Origin of the sequence: Stenotrophomonas sp. (assembly GCF_032099025.1) — a bacterium.
Lineage (GTDB): Bacteria > Pseudomonadota > Gammaproteobacteria > Xanthomonadales > Xanthomonadaceae > Stenotrophomonas.
In genome coordinates, this window is sequence record NZ_DAMCID010000002.1 from 190,735 (window position 1) to 206,417 (window position 15,683).

The window sequence follows — 15,683 nt, forward strand, 5'->3', positions numbered from 1 at the left end:
CGAGGTCTCCTCAGGCTTCCGGGTAGCCAAGGCGCACGGCGACCGGGGTCAGCTGTGCGAACGCGGCGGACAGGACATCGCGGTACTGGCGCCAGTGGCCCGCAGGCAGGCGCACCGGCCCCAGGGAGGGGGCAGGCGCAAGCTGCACGCCGAACAGGCGGCCGAGGTGGTCCGCCATTGCTGCGGGGTTGGTGCCGATGTCATCAATGCGCACCAGTGCATGGGGGTACAGGTCCTGCTCGTGCAGCGTGGCGACCTGCGACAGCGCCCGGTTCAGCCACTCGGATGCTTCACCGACCGAATTCACCGCAAACGGAGCAGGCGAGCCATGCGCCAGCCACTCCAGCAGCATGTCGCGCGGGTCGCGCAGCACCAGCAGCAGGCGTCCCTCGGGCAACTGCGGGCGCAGCGACCACAGCAGTGCGTTGTCCCACCACAGCAGCCAATCAATCATGTTGGCATCGGACAGGCCCCGCGAGGGCAGCAGATCGCGCCATTGCGACACCAGCTGTTCGGAGCTGAGCTTGCCGGTGGAGAGCTCCTGCAGTGTGTGATAGCTCTGGAAGGCATCATTGGGCGGGTTGGGACCGAAGCGATCCCCGCGCACTACCGGACTGCCGACGGCGATAGCCGCGATCACGCGTTCGACCCCCGAACCTGGCGCCCCCCAGACGAACATCGGGCGTGCGGAGACGCCCTCCGGAATGCTGCCCATCTCCGGCCAATCCAGCGGAGCCTTGGCCTGCGGCGGCAAGGGCAGGCGCTGCGTGGCCTGGACCTGGTGGACGTCGACCCAGGTCGCCAGCGCATCTGCATGCAGGCCAGCGCGGTCCTGCACGGAACCCAGCCACGCACGCAGGTCCGCGCGGATCTCGGCCGGTGCAGCGGCAACGAGGCCCTGCACATGCGCAACTGCTGCAGCGGGATCGCGCGCAAGCAGCGCTTCCACAACGCGGTTTTCGCCGCTGGTGCGGCCCGGCTCAATCCCGGTGATGCGGCGGGCCACGGCTTCGGCGGCGTCGCCCTCACCGTTCATGTCGTGCAGGCGCATGCGGGTCTCCAGCGCCGGCAGATGCGCGGGCATGGCCTCGATCCAGCGTTCCGCAACGGCAGCGGCGTCCGCGCTGCCGACCGGCTCCACGGAGAGCCGGGCCAGCCACAGGTTGTGCTCGCCGGTGTTGCCCGCCAAGGCCGCATCAAGGGTCTCGCGGGCCTGCTGTTCCCGCCCCAGGCGCTGCCAGGCCATCAGCAGCAACTGCAGGGTCTGGCGGTCGGCCGGCCACTGTTCCAGCACCGGTACCAGGTGTTCGATGGCCTGCAACGGCTGCCCGGACTGCAACTCCAGCTCACCGGCCAGACGACGCATCGCGGGGGTGTCGGTGTCCGGCTTTGACAGCACGTGGCGCATCGTTGCAGCGGCGGACTCGGTATTGCCCTGGCGCAAGGCCAGATGGACCAGCAGGCCCTGCAGCGAGGTGATGCCGGGGTTGAGTTCCAGCACGCGACGGAACGCCTGCTCGGCGAAGGCCAGCATGTCCTTGCCCAGGTAGGCAAACCCCAGGGCATAGAGAATGCGCGGATCGTTGGGCATCGCCTGGCTGGCCGCCGACAGCAGTGCCAGCGCGCGATCACCATCGCCACGGCGCAGCGCGATCATGCCCAGCAGTGCGACCACTTCCGGGTGCTCTTCGTCGACGCGGGCGGCGGTACGGGTGATCCGCTCGGCCTCGTCCACGTCGTTGCGGCCCAGCGCCAGGTGCGCCTGCATGAGGTAGGCCGGCAGCGCATTGGGATTCAGCTCGGCGGTGCGGTCCAGCGCCGAATCGGCGGCCTCGAACTGACGCAGCGACAGCAACAGGCCGGCGTGCAGCAGGTGCAGGTCGGCGTTGTCCGGGGCCAGTGTGAGCGCCTGCTGCAGGCTTTCCAGGGCCTCGGGGTACTGGCCCTGCTGCTGCAGCGCCAGGGCCAGCCAACGGTGCGCCTGCGGCTGCTCCGGTTCGGTCTGGGTCCATTCGCGCGCCAGCTGCACGGCTTCATCGGCCGCGTTGCGGCGCAGGGCTTCGAGAATCTTGTCTTGCATGACGGTCCGGCTTGGGGTCAAACCCCGATTGTAGAGCACGCCGCCGGGCGCGCCGCCGCCGGCTCAGCGCAGGGCTTCCAGACCCAGCCGCTGGGCCACCCAGCGCTCGGAGAAGCCGTCGCCGCGCCAGTTCTCCAGGAACCCGCAGTGACCGCCCCACGGGGCGATCTCCAGCCGGGCATGCGCCGGCAGCCGCCAGCCGTTGAAGGTGGCGTAGGGGATCACCGGATCGTCCTGGGCCATCAGGATGTCGGCCGGTACTTCGAGCCCGGCGAGGCGGTCACCGGCGATCGAGTAACCGTCGAAGTAGGCCTGCAGGGTGCCGAAGTCGGTGTGGTGTTCGACCAGCCAGGACGTCAGCGCGCGGATGTCCAGCTTGAGCACGCGGTCGTCCCAGTCGCTCAGCTCGGGGAACAGGTCGCGCTTGCGGCGCAGCGAACCGGCCCACTTGCGGCGGAAGTACCAGTCGTACATGGCCGGCCCGTTCTCGATGTTCTCCATCGTGATGGCCGGGTCCAGCACCGGACACACCGATGCCACACGGCGCAGCGGCACCCCGGCGGCCGGGGCACGCAGGGCCAGGCGCAGCACGAAGTTGCCGCCCAGCGAATAACCGGCCGCGACCAGCGGCAGCTGCGGCCAGCGCCGGGCGATATCGCCGGCGGCGTGCACCACTTCGTCGATGAGGTTGGAGTGGAAGATGCCGGGGTTGAGGTGGTGGGTGTTGCCGTGGTCGCGGAAGTTCAGGCGCACCACGTCAAAGCCGGCATCGAGCATGCGCGCGGCGGTCATGCGCATGTAGCTGGATTCGGAACTGCCTTCCCAGCCGTGCAGCAGCAGCGCCATGCCGACCGGTTCGCGGCCTTCGATGCGGCTGTGCCAGCCCTGCAGCCGCACGCCGTCGCCGCCATCGAGGATCAGTTCGTCGGTCTGCGCGCCGGTGGCGGCCAGCAGCACCAGGCCGCGCTGCATGCGCATGCGGCTGGAACTGAGCATCGACTGCAGGTGCGGATTGCGCAGCCAACGCGGCGGGCGGTAATCGGCAGCGGTCAACATGGGCGCGAGCCTGCACCCGAACGCAACCCTGGCGCGTGAAGGGGCGCCATCGCGTTACTCGGCAGCCATTGCCGCCACGATGCGCGCACGCGAGGTCTCGGCGATGCGGCGGCGGCCTTCCAGGTCCTGGGTACCGATGGGCGCGAGGAAATGCACCTCGGCCCGGCGTGCCGGTTCTCCCAGCAGGCGCAGGAAGTTGGCGAAGAAGCTTTCTTTCGGTCCGAACGCCACCACGGTCTGTGCGTCACCGTGCCGGCCGTAGCGCAGCGCGACCGGCTGCACCGGCACCTGGGTCTCCACGGCCGCCTGGAAGATGCGCGCATGGAACGGGCCCACGTCGTGGCCGCCCCGCGTGCGGCCCTCGGGGAACACGCCCACGGCCTTGCCTTCCTGCAGGCGCACGACCATTTCCTGCATGACGCCACCGAGCGATTCGGTGCTGCCACGCTGGTGGAAGATGGTCTGCCCACGTGCAGCCAGCCAACCCACCACCGGCCAGCCGGCGATTTCGCGCTTGGCCACGAAGCCCATCATCCGTTGGCTGTGCAGCATGGAGATATCGACCCAGCTGACATGGTTGGCCACGAACAGCACCGCGCCCGGCAGCGGCGTGCCGATGCGGTGCAGGCGGAAGCCGAAGATCCACATCAACCCGGCGGACCATGCGTTCACCGCGGCATGCTCGAACGTGCGTTCGCCCACGCGCAGGGGACCCCACGGCGGCAGCATGGCGATCAGCAGCATCGGCAGGAACAGCAACAGGTGGACCAGCAGCAGCGGTACGCGGTACAGGTAACGGCACACACGCGCCACGCCGCCACGTGAGGCCGAAGTGGGGGAAGTCATCCGCGAACGATACCCGAGCGCCGCGGGGTCTGCCAGCGGATCCCGGACAAAATGATGACAACCGGCGGCCAGTCGCCGCGGTCGGTCAAGCGGGTGACCGGCTGCGGCACAGCGTCACCGCCTGCACCGGCCCGGCCGGCGCAACACAGCGTCCACCGGGTGGGTCGCTCAGGCCGGTCGTACCGCCGGCACCACGGCCAGGGTCAGCCGCGAGGTGCACACCAGCTTGCCCGCCTCGTCTTCGATGCGGATGTCCCAGACCTGGGTACTGCGACCCACGTGCACCGCGCGCGCGGTGCCGGTAACGGTGCCTGCGCGCTGGGCCCGGATGTGGTTGGCGTTGATCTCCAGGCCCACGCAGACCTGTTCGCGGGTGTCCACGCACAGGTTGCCGGCACTGCTGCCCAGGGTTTCGGCCAGCACCACCGAGGCGCCGCCGTGCAGGATGCCGTAGGGCTGGCGGGTACGCGCGTCGACCGGCATGGTGGCGCTCACCCAGTCATCGCCGGCCGCGGTGAAGACGATGCCGAGGTGCTCGATCAGGGTGTTGCGGCTGAGTGCGTTGAGCGATTCGATCGAGACCGGTTCGCGGAATATCAGGGACATGCAGCGTCTCCGTGCGACTGAAAGGGTTACAGGATCGGCACCAGGCCGGCGCCGAACGCGGTGAGCATGCGCACCAGCAACCACTTGGGCCCCACGTTGACCTCCGGGAAATCGCCCACGGCGGTATAGCAGGCGTGGAAGCCCGCGTCCTGCCGTTTCAGTGGTTCGGGGCAGTCCGGACCCGGCTGGAACTCATAGTCGGTGGCGTAGCGCCACGGCCAGAAGTCGAGCACCGGCAGCGCTTCGGACGCCTTGCCTACGCTGTAATTCAGGCCCGACAGCACCGGTGGCTTGGTCCGTGGCGCCACCGTCCAGGAGTTCCTGGGGTGGATGTCGCGCAGGATGCTCTGTGCCAGGGCTTCGGCGAACACCGGGTCGTCGATGATCACCGCGCCCTCGGTGTTGTAGTTCTCGCTGCGCGGGTCGAAGTTGTGGGTCCCGATCACGCCGATGCGGCGGTCCACCACCAGCGATTTGGCATGCAGGCCCATGCGCGCGCCGCTGCGGGTCACCGGCAGCGGCTTGTTGACCGCCTTGGTGCCCAGGAACGAGGGGCGGGTTTCGGCGCGCAGCACGCGGCGTTCGACCGCGCTGCCGCCGATGGCTTGGCGGCGGTCGGGGTCGGCAGCGGTGTCGCTGCCGGTCTCCAACCCGGCCGGTGCCGGCGCAGGCGGTACGGCAACGCCGTCGCTGCGGCGGTTGCTCTTGCCGCTGCCGCTGCCACGCGCGTTGCTGCCGGCGGCGCTGCCACCGAGCAGGCTGCTGCGCTTGCCGTCGCCCGATGGCACCTCGCCCAACGGCGCCGGCACCAGGTTGCGGTAATCGACCGGCGCGTCGAGCGGGAACGGCTTGAATTCGTAGATGTTGAAGCCCAGCTCGCGCAGGTTGCGGCGCTTGTACTTGTAGGAGAGCGCGTAGACGATCGGGTTGTCGGTGGCGGCCAGGCTGTTGCTGGAGACCACCACGCGCGGCGGCTTCTCGCGCTTGCGCAGCGCCTCGAACAGTTGGCGCGCGGGCTTGGACAGCACCAGGTACGGGGTCTGCAGCAGCACTTCGGTCTGCGCGCCCGAGATCAGTGCATCCAGTTGCGGCTCGGTCACGTGCTGGCCGTTGGCAGGCTGGCTGGCGCGTTCGCGACGATGCTTGCGCGGCAGGTCGGCCACGTAACGTACCGAAGCGACCGGCATCGCGGTATCGACGAAGGTACGGCGCACGTACTCCGCATCGATGGCTTCCTCGATGACCTGCTGCACCCGGTCCGGGCGGCGGTAGTCGAGGGGCGGCATGGTCGGGGCACCCTGCTTGAGCAGCGTGCGGCCCACGTCATTGAGACGTTCCGCCGGCACGCTGCGCGGCGCATGCCAGAACGCGTCGAAGTTGGCGGCCATGCCACGCGCCTCGGGGCCGGCGATCACCACGTCGCGGTCGCGGAAGTTGTATTCGCTGTCCCAGTCGTAATAGTCGTCCTGGTAGTTGCGGCCGCCCACCACGCCCAGCGCGTCGTCGATCACCAGCAGCTTGTTGTGCATGCGCTGGTTGAAGCGGCGGAAGCAGCACAGCACGCTGCCGGCATAGTCGGCGTAGTTCAGCCGCGCCTTGCCGAAGGTGGGGTTGTACACGCGCAGCTCGAAGTTCTGGTGGCTGCTGGCCAGCGCGCCCAGGATCTGCAGGTCCGAGATGGCCGAGAGCTGGTCGATCAGCACGCGCACCTTGACCCCGCGCCGCGCCGCGCCCAGCAGTTCGTCCAGCACCAGCCGGGCGCTGTCGTCCTTGTCGAAGATGTAGGTCTGCAGGTCGATGCTGCGGGTGGCGCTGCGGATCAGGTTGATGCGGGCCACCAGGGCCACCTCGCCCTCGTCCAGGATGGTGGCGTAGTGGCGCGGGGCAGCCTCGGTCGATTCGCTGAAGGCGTGCCCGCCCAGCGCACGCAGCGGCGAATCAAGCGCGCAGCGGTCGGGTGTGTCGCAGTCAACAACGGTGGAGCGGGCCTGGGCCGCAATGCCGGCCGCGCGGTCGCGCTGCGCGTTGGACAGCGACGCACAGCCGCTGCCCAGCAACAGCGTTGCCAGCACCAACACCCGCAGAATTGGATTCACGGTTTCGGCGCCTCACTGAGACGCGCACGCAAGACGAAGGTCACTCGATCACTCACTGCTAGTTGCCAGCTGTCCATTCCATACCGGCCACGCAGCACGGTACCGCGGCTGACCACGTCGCAATCATACCCGGCCCGGGGGCACGCCGCCGGTTCCACCTGCAGGGTCTCCGGGTGGGACACGCCGCGCAGGATCAGCCGGCCATGGATTCCGCCGCCCTTTTCGACCAGATCCGGCAGGTATGGCACCGAATCGAACTCGACCACCGGGTAGCGACCGGCGTCGAAGAACTCCTCGCCCCGCATCCAGCCGGTGTACCGGGCCTTGCCCGGAATCTCCACGTACCCGGTGAACATGCGCAGGTGGACCTGGTGACGGCCATCGGGCAATACGTCGATGCGCCCTTCAAAGCGCGGGAACACGCCCTCGATGCGCTGGCCCAGCCGGGTACGGATTTCGAAGCCGAAGCGCGAGCGTGCCGTATCCAGCTCCAGGACCCGCGTTGGCGTGGTCTGGGCCGGGGGCAAGGCCGGCACCGGGGGCTCGGCGTACGCCGCCCCCGCCGCCAGACCCAACAGACAGCTCAACAGGATGCGTACTGCTGCCACGGCTTACGGCCACCAGAATTTGGTCAGCTTGGCCACGCCGGGTTCGATGGCAACGTCGTCCTCGAAGGTCAGGATGGCAACGCCGCCCGGTGGCATGCCGCGGCCATCGCTGCTGGTGCCTTCGGTGAGGAAGGGCACCAGCCGTTCCAGGCCAGGGTTGTGCCCGACCACCATCAACCGTTCGACATCACTGCGGTCGGCCACCAGGCCGATCAGGGTGCCGGGCGTGGCCTCGTAGACGGCGTCTTCGAGCTTCTGCTCCACATAGCCGGTGATGTCCAGCACCGCTTCCAGGGTCTCCCGGGTGCGGCGCGCGGGGGAACACAACACGCAATCGGGTCGAAAGTTGTTTTCCTTCAGCCAGCGGCCGGCCGCCTCGGCTTCGGCCAGGCCGATCGGCGACAAGGGGCGGTCCAGGTCCGCCTGGCCGGTACCGGCAGGTTCGGCGTGGGCATGGCGCAGCAGTATCAGTTCTCGCATAAGGCTCTCTTTCTGATCAGGCGTTATTCAACCACTGCAACAGTGGCTCCCAGTCACTCTGGTGCTCGCGCACCTGCGCGGAGCGGTAATCGAACAGACTCCGGCCCAGGCCGGTCATCACGACGTAGCCCTGGCTGTCGCGCAGCTGGGCGACCACCGGGTACGGCCATTCCTCCAGCATCTGCGAGGCCTGGCGGGAGGTCTGGGTCCACGGCTTGGTGCGGTTGAGCACCAGCCCGACCGGCAGCTTGCGGCTGTGCACGCGCGGCACTTTGGACAGACTGTTGAGGAAGCCGACGATGGCCTCGATGTCCAGCGCCGAGGGCAGCACCGGCACCACCACGGCGTCGGCGACGTCCAGGAAGGCCTGCAGGTCCCCGGCCCGGGCCCCGGCGGGGGCGTCGATGACCAGCACCTCGGTATCGCCGGGCACCTTCTTGAGGGGGTTCTTGCCGGTGGCGTCGATGGGCAGCACGGCGCTTTCCAGTCCCGCGCGGCGTTCGGCCCAGCGTGTGCTGGAGCCCTGCGGGTCGGCGTCGGCCAGCACGGTCCGTTTGCCGGCCAGGGCGGCCTGCGCCGCCAGGTGGGTGGCGACGGTGGATTTACCCACCCCACCCTTGGAACCGGCTACCAGGATCGTCTTCATGCCAGCCTCGCTTCCGGGGAACGTGTCCCGAGCGTACACCGCCGTCCGTGATGGAGATAGTCGCGCGGCTGAACCTCCTGCATGCCCCGGCGCTTTGCTATCGTGCGCAATCCAATGGACTGCATGCCGGTATGAGCGAGTTACAGGATCTCAGCGCGCTTATCCGCGCCAACACCCCACTGATCATCATCGAGACCCAGGATGAGGGCCGCGTTGTTGAGTTGTTCCGCCAGACCCTGATGCATGTCTGGCGGGCGCTGCACCGCTGGTCGATCACCGAAGGCCTGCGCCGTATCGACATGGACCGCGAAGACGACGCGGTCGGTCCGCCCGACGCCAGCTCGGCGCTGCAGATGATCCGCCAGGCCGACCAGCGGGGCATCTACCTGCTGCTCGATTTCCACCCCTACCTGGGCTATGCCAGCCACCAACGCGCACTGCGCGACCTGATCCAGCGCCGTCATTGCGAGGCCCATGTGCTGGTGCTGGTCGGTGCCAAGGTGGAACTGCCGGCCGAGCTGGAAGCGCTGGCAACCCGCTTCAACCCGCGCCTGCCCGACCCCAACGCGCTGCTCAAGATGCTGCGCGAGGAAGTGGCCGCCTATGCGCGCGAGAACGGCGGTCGCCGCGTGGAGGTCGACAACGACGCGGTCAAGAAGATCCTGCACAACCTGCGCGGCCTGAGCCTGGTCGATGCCCGCCGGATCGCCCGCCAGCTGATCTTCGCCGACGGCGCGATCCGGGAAGACGACCTGCCGCAGCTGGCCAAGCTGAAGTTCGAGCTGCTCAACCGCGCCGGGCACCTGCATTACGAATATGACACCACCCGCTTCGCCGACGTGGCCGGGGCCAACCGGCTCAAGCGGTGGGTCAACCAGCGCCGGCCGGTGTTCCTGGGCGGCCAGGGCCCCGCCGGGCTTGACCCGCCCAAGGGCATGCTGCTGCTGGGCGTGCAGGGCTGCGGCAAGTCGATGCTGGCCAAGGCCACCGCCGCCGGCTTCGGGGTGCCGTTGCTGCGCCTGGACTTCGGCAGCCTGTACGACAAGTACCACGGCGAAACCGAGAAGAACCTGCGCGACGCGCTGGCCTCGGCCGAACAGCTGGCGCCGTGCGTGCTGTGGATCGACGAGATCGAGAAGGGCCTGGCCAGCGGCGGCGAGGACGGTGGCGTATCCCGGCGCGTGCTGGGCCACCTGCTGACCTGGCTGGCCGAGCGCAAGAGCACGGTATTCATCGTCGCCACCGCCAACCAGGTCCACGAGTTGCCGGCCGAGCTGCTGCGCAAGGGCCGCTTCGACGAAATCTTCTTCGTTGACCTGCCCGATGCCAACACCCGGGTGGAACTGCTGCGCCTGCATCTGGGCCGGCGCCAGCTCAACGCCGACGACTTCGCGCTGCCGGCACTGGCTGCGGCCAGCGATGGCTTCTCCGGCGCGGAGATCGAGCAGGCGGTGGTGGCCGGGCTGTACGCGGCACACGCCGAGGAGCGCACGCTGGACACCGAGCTGCTGATGACCGAGATCCGCGGCAGCCGCCCGCTGTCGGTGCTGATGGCCGAACAGGTCAACGCGCTGCGCGACTGGGCGCGCGGCCGAACGGTCAGCGCGGATGAGTAGCGCCGACCGGTACGGACTGTAGAGCCGACTGTAGAGCGGACTGTTAGTCCGCTGCGTTTGAAGCAGCGGACCTACCCCGTCCGCTCCACGCTCTCCAACACCCACACCCACGCCGGCAGGGTCAGCAGCGAAAGCAGAATGCCGTAGCCCACCATCGCCGCAGCCAGCCGGGGCGCCAGGCGGTGCGAGATCGCCAGCGCTGCGGCGGTGATCATGGTCGGCATCGCCGATTCCAGCACATTCACCTGCAACATGGCGCCCTGCAGGCCGAAGGCCCAGGCGATCGGCAGGGCCAGCGCGGGCATCAGCACCAGCTTCAACAGCAGGCCGATGCCCAGCGGCGTGAGTTCTCCGCGCGACAGCCGCAGCCGGATCGACAGGCCCACGGCCAGCATCACCAGCGGCAGCATCGCATCGGCCAGCTGCTTGAGCCCGGCGCCAATCCAGGCCGGGGGCTGCTCCGGCATCAGGGTGAGCGCGAACAGCAACGCCCACAGCGGCGGGAAGCCTGCGATGCGGGCCAGCACCTGGCGCGCCGTCGGCGGTGTGTCGCCGCTGTAGCGGGCAATCACGTACAGCCCGAACGTAGACAGCAGCACGAAGGTGCCGAACTGGTCGTACACCACCGCATACGGCAACGCGTGGTCGCCCAGCAGCGCGCGCACCATGGGGTAGCCGATGAAACTGGAATTGGCCAAGGCCACGCAGATGAGCAGCACCGCATGCACGTCGCGGGCGAAACCGAACACGCGCGTGGCCAGACTGACCAGGGCCACCGTCACCAGCATCAACAACCACGGCGTGGCCATCAGCCCGACCAGGCTGGCATCCAGCACCAGGCGCGGCACGTAGGTCAGTACCGCCGCGGGCAGGCATACCAGCAGCACCACCCGGTTGAGCACCTCGGCGCTGTTGTCGGGCAGCGCGCGCAGCCGTGCGAACAGCATGCCCAGGCCGAGCATGGTCAGGATCAGCGCGAATGCATCGAAGGCCATCGCGCCAGCCTAGCGGAAGTCACCGCGATGCCGGCTCCGACCTTGGTCGAAGCCGGCGGTGGTACCCGCGCTTACGGCCAGGCCGGGGGCTGTGCCGCCCACGCCTGCTGCACGTCGGCCAGGCTGGCGCGCTCGGTGTCGCGCCAGGTCGGCAACTGCTGTGCGAAGCCTGCGCTGCTGCTCCAGCGTTGCGGCTCGGTGCGCACGGCCGCGGCATACCACTTCACCGCCTCGTCCTTGCGCCCCAGTTGCCACAGCGCCAGCGCGAAGGTCGGCGGTACCCACGACGGGTTGCCACGCATCCCGCTCTGGGCACTGTGCCACTGCGCCAACGCCGCCTCGGCATCGCCTTGGCGGAACAGGTCCCAGCCGTGGTTCCAGCGCACCATGCGGCCCTGTGCCGAGCTGGCCGGCGCGGTCTTCTCGGCATCCGCGTAGAGCTCGCGCCCCAGTTCCGGACGCCCCTGCGCATAGGCCACGCTGGCCAGCTGCACGGTTGCTTCCAGTGCCTTGCGCCCGCGTTCGCGTTGTTTCATCAACTGATCGACGACATCGGCGCTGTCAGCAGGCACGACCACGGGCGCCACGGCGGCGACATCGTCATCGAAGTAGAACTCCTGCAGCACCGGCAGCGATTGCGCTGCCGCCCCGAACACCGTCACCCCAGCCGCCAGCACGAGGCCGGCGAGCCTTTTTCTTGCCACTGCCATACAAACTCCCCCAGGTTGTCACAACAACCTCCCTCCCCGATCCTAACCGCAGCACGCCCCCGGATGCGAGTGCTGCCGGGCCGAAATGGCGCGACTGGTACAATCCGGGCCTTTCCGGCCGCACCCGTGGGGCCGTGCCAGCCGTCATTCCGGGCCAGCCATGACCAGTACCGCCGAACTCACCTCCCCCTCGTCCGCCAATGCTCCCGCCGCTGGCGGCCTGGACGACGGGTACACGCTGGATCACAAGTACACCCGGACCGACGGCCGCATCTACCTGAGCGGCGTACAGGCGCTGGTGCGCCTGCCGCTGATGCAGCGGCTGCGTGACCAGGCGGCCGGGCTGGACACGGCCGGCTTCATCAGCGGCTACCGCGGCAGCCCGCTGGGCGGCTTCGATCTGGAGCTGTGGCGGGCCCGCCAGCACCTGGACGCGGCCCGGGTGAAGTTCACCCCCGGCCTCAACGAGGACCTGGGCGCCACCATGGTCTGGGGTACCCAGCAGACCAACCTGTTCCCGGGCGCCAGGGTCCAGGGCGTTTACGGCATGTGGTACGGCAAGGGCCCGGGCGTGGACCGCTGCGGCGACGTGTTCAAGCATGCCAACGCCGCCGGCACCTCGGTGCACGGTGGCGTGCTGGCGCTGGCCGCCGACGACCATGCCTGCCGCAGCTCGACCCTGCCGCACGGCAGCGAAGATGAATTCGTGAGCGCGATGATGCCGGTGCTGAACCCGGCCGGTGTGCAGGACATCCTGGACATGGGCCTGCTTGGCTGGGCCATGAGCCGCTACACCGGGCGCTGGATCGGCTTCAAGACCATCGCCGAAACCGTGGAATCCTCGGCGTCGGTGCAGGTCGATCCGTTCGCGCGCCGGATCGTGCTGCCGGAAGACTTCGAGATGCCCGCCGGTGGCCTCAACATCCGCTGGCCCGACCCGCCGCTGGACCAGGAAATGCGCCTGCACCGCTATGCGGTCAAGGCCGCCCAGGCCTTCGCCCGTGCCAACGGCATCGACCGCGTCGTGATGGACTCGCCGCGCGCGCGGCTGGGCATCGTCACCACCGGCAAGAGCTACCTGGACGTGCTGCAGGCGCTGGAATACCTGGGCCTGGACGAACGCGCCTGCGCCGATATCGGCATCCGCGTGTACAAGGTCGGCATGACCTGGCCGCTGGAGCCGGACGGCATCGCGCGCTTCGCACAGGGGCTGGAAGACATCGTGGTGGTGGAGGAGAAGCGTGCCTTCATCGAGCGCCAGATGAAGGAACAGTTCTACAACTGGCCGGCCAGCGCCGGCCCGCGTCCGTCGATCGTCGGCAAGTACGACGAGCAGGGCACGTGGATCCTGCCGTCCACCAATGAACTGACGCCTGCCACGATCGCCGGTGTCATCGGTCGCCGGATCCAGCGCTTCTTCACCAATGAATCCATCGAACAGCGCCTGCGCTGGATGGACGCCAAGGAAGCCGAGCTTGCGCTGCCGCGCGCCAGCTTCCCGCGCGTGCCGCATTACTGCTCGGGCTGCCCGCACAACACCTCCACCCGCGTGCCGGACGGTTCGCGTGCGCTGGGCGGCATCGGCTGTCATTACATGGTCACCTGGATGGACCGCAGCACCGACACCTTCACCCACATGGGCGGCGAAGGCGTGACCTGGGCCGGGCAGGCGGCGTTCACCGACACCGAGCACGTGTTCCAGAACCTCGGCGACGGCACTTATTTCCACAGCGGTTCGCTGGCGATCCGCCAGGCGATCGCCGCCGGGGTGAACATCACCTACAAGATCCTCTACAACGATGCGGTGGCGATGACCGGCGGGCAGCCGGTCGACGGCACCCTGACCGTGCCGCAGATCGCCCACCAGATGCGCGCCGAAGGCGTGCAGACGATCGTGCTGGTGAGCGACGAGATCGGCAAGTGGAACAAGCGCGAGCTGTTCCCGGACGGCGTGGAATTCCACGACCGCGCCGAACTCGATGCAGTGCAGAAGCAGCTGCGCGAGGTGAAGGGCACCAGCATCCTGATCTACGAACAGACCTGCGCCACCGAGAAGCGCCGCCGCCGCAAGCGCGGCAAGCTGGTGGATCCACCCAAGCGCGTGGTGGTCAATTCGCTGGTCTGCGAAGGCTGCGGCGACTGCGGGCAGAAGAGCTTCTGCGTGTCGGTGCTGCCGAAGGAAACCGAGTTCGGGCGCAAGCGCGACATCGACCAGTCCAACTGCAACAAGGACTATGCCTGCACCACCGGCTTCTGCCCAAGCTTCGTCACCGTGCACGGCGGCAAGCTGCGCAAGGGGTCGCGCAGCGAGCGCAGCGCCCTGCTCGACAACCTGCCCGCACCGACCTTCCGCACCACGCTCGAGCAGCCCTGGAACATCCTGATCACCGGCGTCGGTGGCACCGGGGTGGTCACCATCGGCGCACTGCTGGGCATGGCCGGCCACCTGGAGGGCAAGGGCGCAAGCGTGCTCGATCAGACCGGGCTGGCCCAGAAGGGCGGCGCGGTGACCACCCACATCCGCATCGCCCGGACCCCCGAGGACATCCATGCAGTGCGCATCGCGGCCGGCGAAGCGGACCTGGTGCTGGGCTGCGACATGGTGGTGGTCAACGACTACTGGGCGCTGTCCAAGGTGCGCGCCGAGCGTTCGCAGGTGGTGCTCAATACGTATGAAGCAATGCCGGGCACCTTCACCACCCGCCCGGACATGCAGTTCCCCGCCGCCGACATCATCGCCGGCATCCGCGTGGCGCTGGGCGGCCGCGAGCCACTGCTGCTCGATGCCACCCAGCTCGCCACCGCGCTGCTCGGCGATGCGATCGCGTCGAACCTGTTCATCCTGGGCTACGCCTGGCAGCAGGGGCTGGTGCCGATCTCGTTCGAGGCGCTGATGCGTGCCGTGGAGCTCAACGGCGCGGCGGTGGCCATGAACCAGCAGGCGTTCGCATGGGGCCGACTGGCCGCTGTCGATCCGCAGGCGGTGCAGCAGGCCGCCGGTCTGGTCCGCAACGGCCACACCGATGCCGAACGCACGCCAGGTCCGCTGCATGACCTGCCGCCGGGCGAATGGGAAGGCAACGAATGGGGCGCCACTGCGGCGCCGCGCGAGACCGGCGACGAGCGCGAGCTGCGCGGCCTGCCGGGGCATGGCGGAAGCGGCGACGTGGCCTTCCTGCCGCTGGACGACGAGCGCCTGTCGCGCTCGCTGGACGAGCTGGTGGAGCGCCGCGTGCGCTTCCTCACCGACTACCAGGACAGCGCCTACGCCGCCCGCTACCGCCAGCTGGTGGAGAAGGTGCGTGCGGTGGAATGGGACAAGGCCGGCAGCACCGCCCTGACCGAGACCGTGGCCCGCTACTACTTCAAACTGTTGGCCTACAAGGACGAGTACGAAGTGGCGCGCCTGTACACCAGCGGCGACTTCCAGCGCCGCCTGCAGCAGCAGTTCGAGGGTGACTTCGAAGTGCGCTTCCACCTCGCCCCGCCGCTGTTCGCGAAGAAGGACGAGCAGGGCCGGCTGATCAAGCAGGAGTACGGGCCGTGGATGCTCAAGGCCTTTGGTCTGCTGGCGAAGCTGAAGTTCCTGCGCGGCGGCACGTTCGACGTCTTCGGCCGCACCGAAGAGCGCCGGGGCGAGCGCCAGCTGATCGCCGATTACGAGCAGACCGTGGCGGTGCTGCTGGAGGGGCTGAGCGATGACCGCGTGGCGTTGGCGGTGGAGATTGCCAGTATCCCCGAGCACATCCGCGGCTATGGTCATGTAAAGGAAGCGCACCTGAACAAGGCCAAGGCGCGTGAAGCGACGCTGCTGGCGCAGTGGCGCAACCCCAAGGCGCTGCATATCGTGCAGGTGGCGTAACCCCCCTGCCCAACACGGGACGCAACACATGGGGTGCCTTCGCAAAAGGCAACCCACAGGTTGCCCCGCGACGCCAGGGAAA

12 protein-coding genes are annotated in these 15,683 nt (G+C 68.6%); 2 read left to right on the forward strand and 10 right to left on the reverse strand.

What is annotated here, in order from left to right; all coding sequences use genetic code 11:
- Positions 1–10: 10 nt before the first annotated feature.
- From RT456_RS03085 to RT456_RS03120, 8 genes are all read right to left on the reverse strand, one after another.
- Complete coding sequence (locus tag RT456_RS03085; RefSeq protein ID WP_313342332.1) at positions 11–2,080, reverse strand: tetratricopeptide repeat protein; 2,070 nt, start codon at positions 2,078–2,080, stop codon at positions 11–13.
- A 63-nt stretch (positions 2,081–2,143) separates the two neighbouring features.
- Entirely contained in the window at positions 2,144–3,136 is a 993-nt protein-coding gene (locus RT456_RS03090; RefSeq protein ID WP_313342335.1) for an alpha/beta fold hydrolase, read from the reverse strand.
- 54 nt (positions 3,137–3,190) lie between these two features.
- Positions 3,191–3,982 (reverse strand): lysophospholipid acyltransferase family protein, encoded by a 792-nt coding sequence (locus tag RT456_RS03095; protein ID WP_313342338.1) that lies wholly within the window; start codon positions 3,980–3,982, stop codon positions 3,191–3,193.
- 168 nt (positions 3,983–4,150) lie between these two features.
- On the reverse strand, positions 4,151–4,582 hold the full coding sequence (locus RT456_RS03100) for a hotdog fold thioesterase (protein ID WP_313342466.1): 432 nt from the start codon (positions 4,580–4,582) through the stop codon (positions 4,151–4,153).
- 32 nt (positions 4,583–4,614) lie between these two features.
- Positions 4,615–6,684: a phospholipase D family protein gene (locus tag RT456_RS03105; protein WP_313342340.1), complete on the reverse strand. Its 2,070-nt coding sequence runs from the start codon at positions 6,682–6,684 to the stop codon at positions 4,615–4,617.
- Positions 6,681–7,220 (reverse strand): YceI family protein, encoded by a 540-nt coding sequence (locus RT456_RS03110; RefSeq protein ID WP_313342468.1) that lies wholly within the window; start codon positions 7,218–7,220, stop codon positions 6,681–6,683. Before RT456_RS03110 ends, RT456_RS03105 begins: the two co-directional genes overlap by 4 nt.
- Before the next feature lie 75 nt (positions 7,221–7,295).
- The gene (locus tag RT456_RS03115; protein ID WP_313342342.1) at positions 7,296–7,772 is read right to left on the reverse strand and encodes a histidine phosphatase family protein; all 477 of its coding nucleotides are present in this window, start codon (positions 7,770–7,772) and stop codon (positions 7,296–7,298) included.
- A gap of 16 nt (positions 7,773–7,788) precedes the next feature.
- The gene (locus RT456_RS03120) at positions 7,789–8,418 is read right to left on the reverse strand and encodes a ParA family protein (protein ID WP_313342345.1); all 630 of its coding nucleotides are present in this window, start codon (positions 8,416–8,418) and stop codon (positions 7,789–7,791) included.
- 131 nt (positions 8,419–8,549) lie between these two features.
- Here RT456_RS03120 and RT456_RS03125 point away from each other — a divergent pair, with 131 nt between their 5' ends.
- Positions 8,550–10,034: an AAA family ATPase gene (locus RT456_RS03125; RefSeq protein WP_313342348.1), complete on the forward strand. Its 1,485-nt coding sequence runs from the start codon at positions 8,550–8,552 to the stop codon at positions 10,032–10,034.
- A 71-nt stretch (positions 10,035–10,105) separates the two neighbouring features.
- On the opposite strand, the gene RT456_RS03130 is transcribed toward RT456_RS03125, so the two are convergent.
- Both RT456_RS03130 and RT456_RS03135 read right to left on the reverse strand, forming a co-directional pair.
- On the reverse strand, positions 10,106–11,029 hold the full coding sequence (locus tag RT456_RS03130) for an AEC family transporter (protein WP_313342350.1): 924 nt from the start codon (positions 11,027–11,029) through the stop codon (positions 10,106–10,108).
- Between the two features lie 71 nt (positions 11,030–11,100).
- Positions 11,101–11,739, reverse strand: coding sequence for a tetratricopeptide repeat protein (locus RT456_RS03135; RefSeq protein ID WP_313342353.1), 639 nt, complete (start codon positions 11,737–11,739; stop codon positions 11,101–11,103).
- A 160-nt stretch (positions 11,740–11,899) separates the two neighbouring features.
- Here RT456_RS03135 and RT456_RS03140 point away from each other — a divergent pair, with 160 nt between their 5' ends.
- Complete coding sequence (locus RT456_RS03140; RefSeq protein ID WP_313342355.1) at positions 11,900–15,601, forward strand: indolepyruvate ferredoxin oxidoreductase family protein; 3,702 nt, start codon at positions 11,900–11,902, stop codon at positions 15,599–15,601.
- The last annotated feature ends 82 nt before the right edge of the window (positions 15,602–15,683 follow it).

Bases quoted from the DNA above. Each gene is read 5' to 3' on its own strand.
- RT456_RS03085 (WP_313342332.1), bottom strand. From the start codon at position 2,080: ATGCAAGACAAGATTCTCGAAGCCCTGCGCCGCAACGCGGCCGATGAA.
- RT456_RS03090 (WP_313342335.1), bottom strand. From the start codon at position 3,136: ATGTTGACCGCTGCCGATTACCGCCCGCCGCGTTGGCTGCGCAATCCG.
- RT456_RS03095 (WP_313342338.1), bottom strand. From the start codon at position 3,982: ATGACTTCCCCCACTTCGGCCTCACGTGGCGGCGTGGCGCGTGTGTGC.
- RT456_RS03115 (WP_313342342.1), bottom strand. From the start codon at position 7,772: ATGCGAGAACTGATACTGCTGCGCCATGCCCACGCCGAACCTGCCGGT.
- RT456_RS03120 (WP_313342345.1), bottom strand. From the start codon at position 8,418: ATGAAGACGATCCTGGTAGCCGGTTCCAAGGGTGGGGTGGGTAAATCC.
- RT456_RS03125 (WP_313342348.1), top strand. From the start codon at position 8,550: ATGAGCGAGTTACAGGATCTCAGCGCGCTTATCCGCGCCAACACCCCA.
- RT456_RS03130 (WP_313342350.1), bottom strand. From the start codon at position 11,029: ATGGCCTTCGATGCATTCGCGCTGATCCTGACCATGCTCGGCCTGGGC.
- RT456_RS03135 (WP_313342353.1), bottom strand. From the start codon at position 11,739: ATGGCAGTGGCAAGAAAAAGGCTCGCCGGCCTCGTGCTGGCGGCTGGG.
- RT456_RS03140 (WP_313342355.1), top strand. From the start codon at position 11,900: ATGACCAGTACCGCCGAACTCACCTCCCCCTCGTCCGCCAATGCTCCC.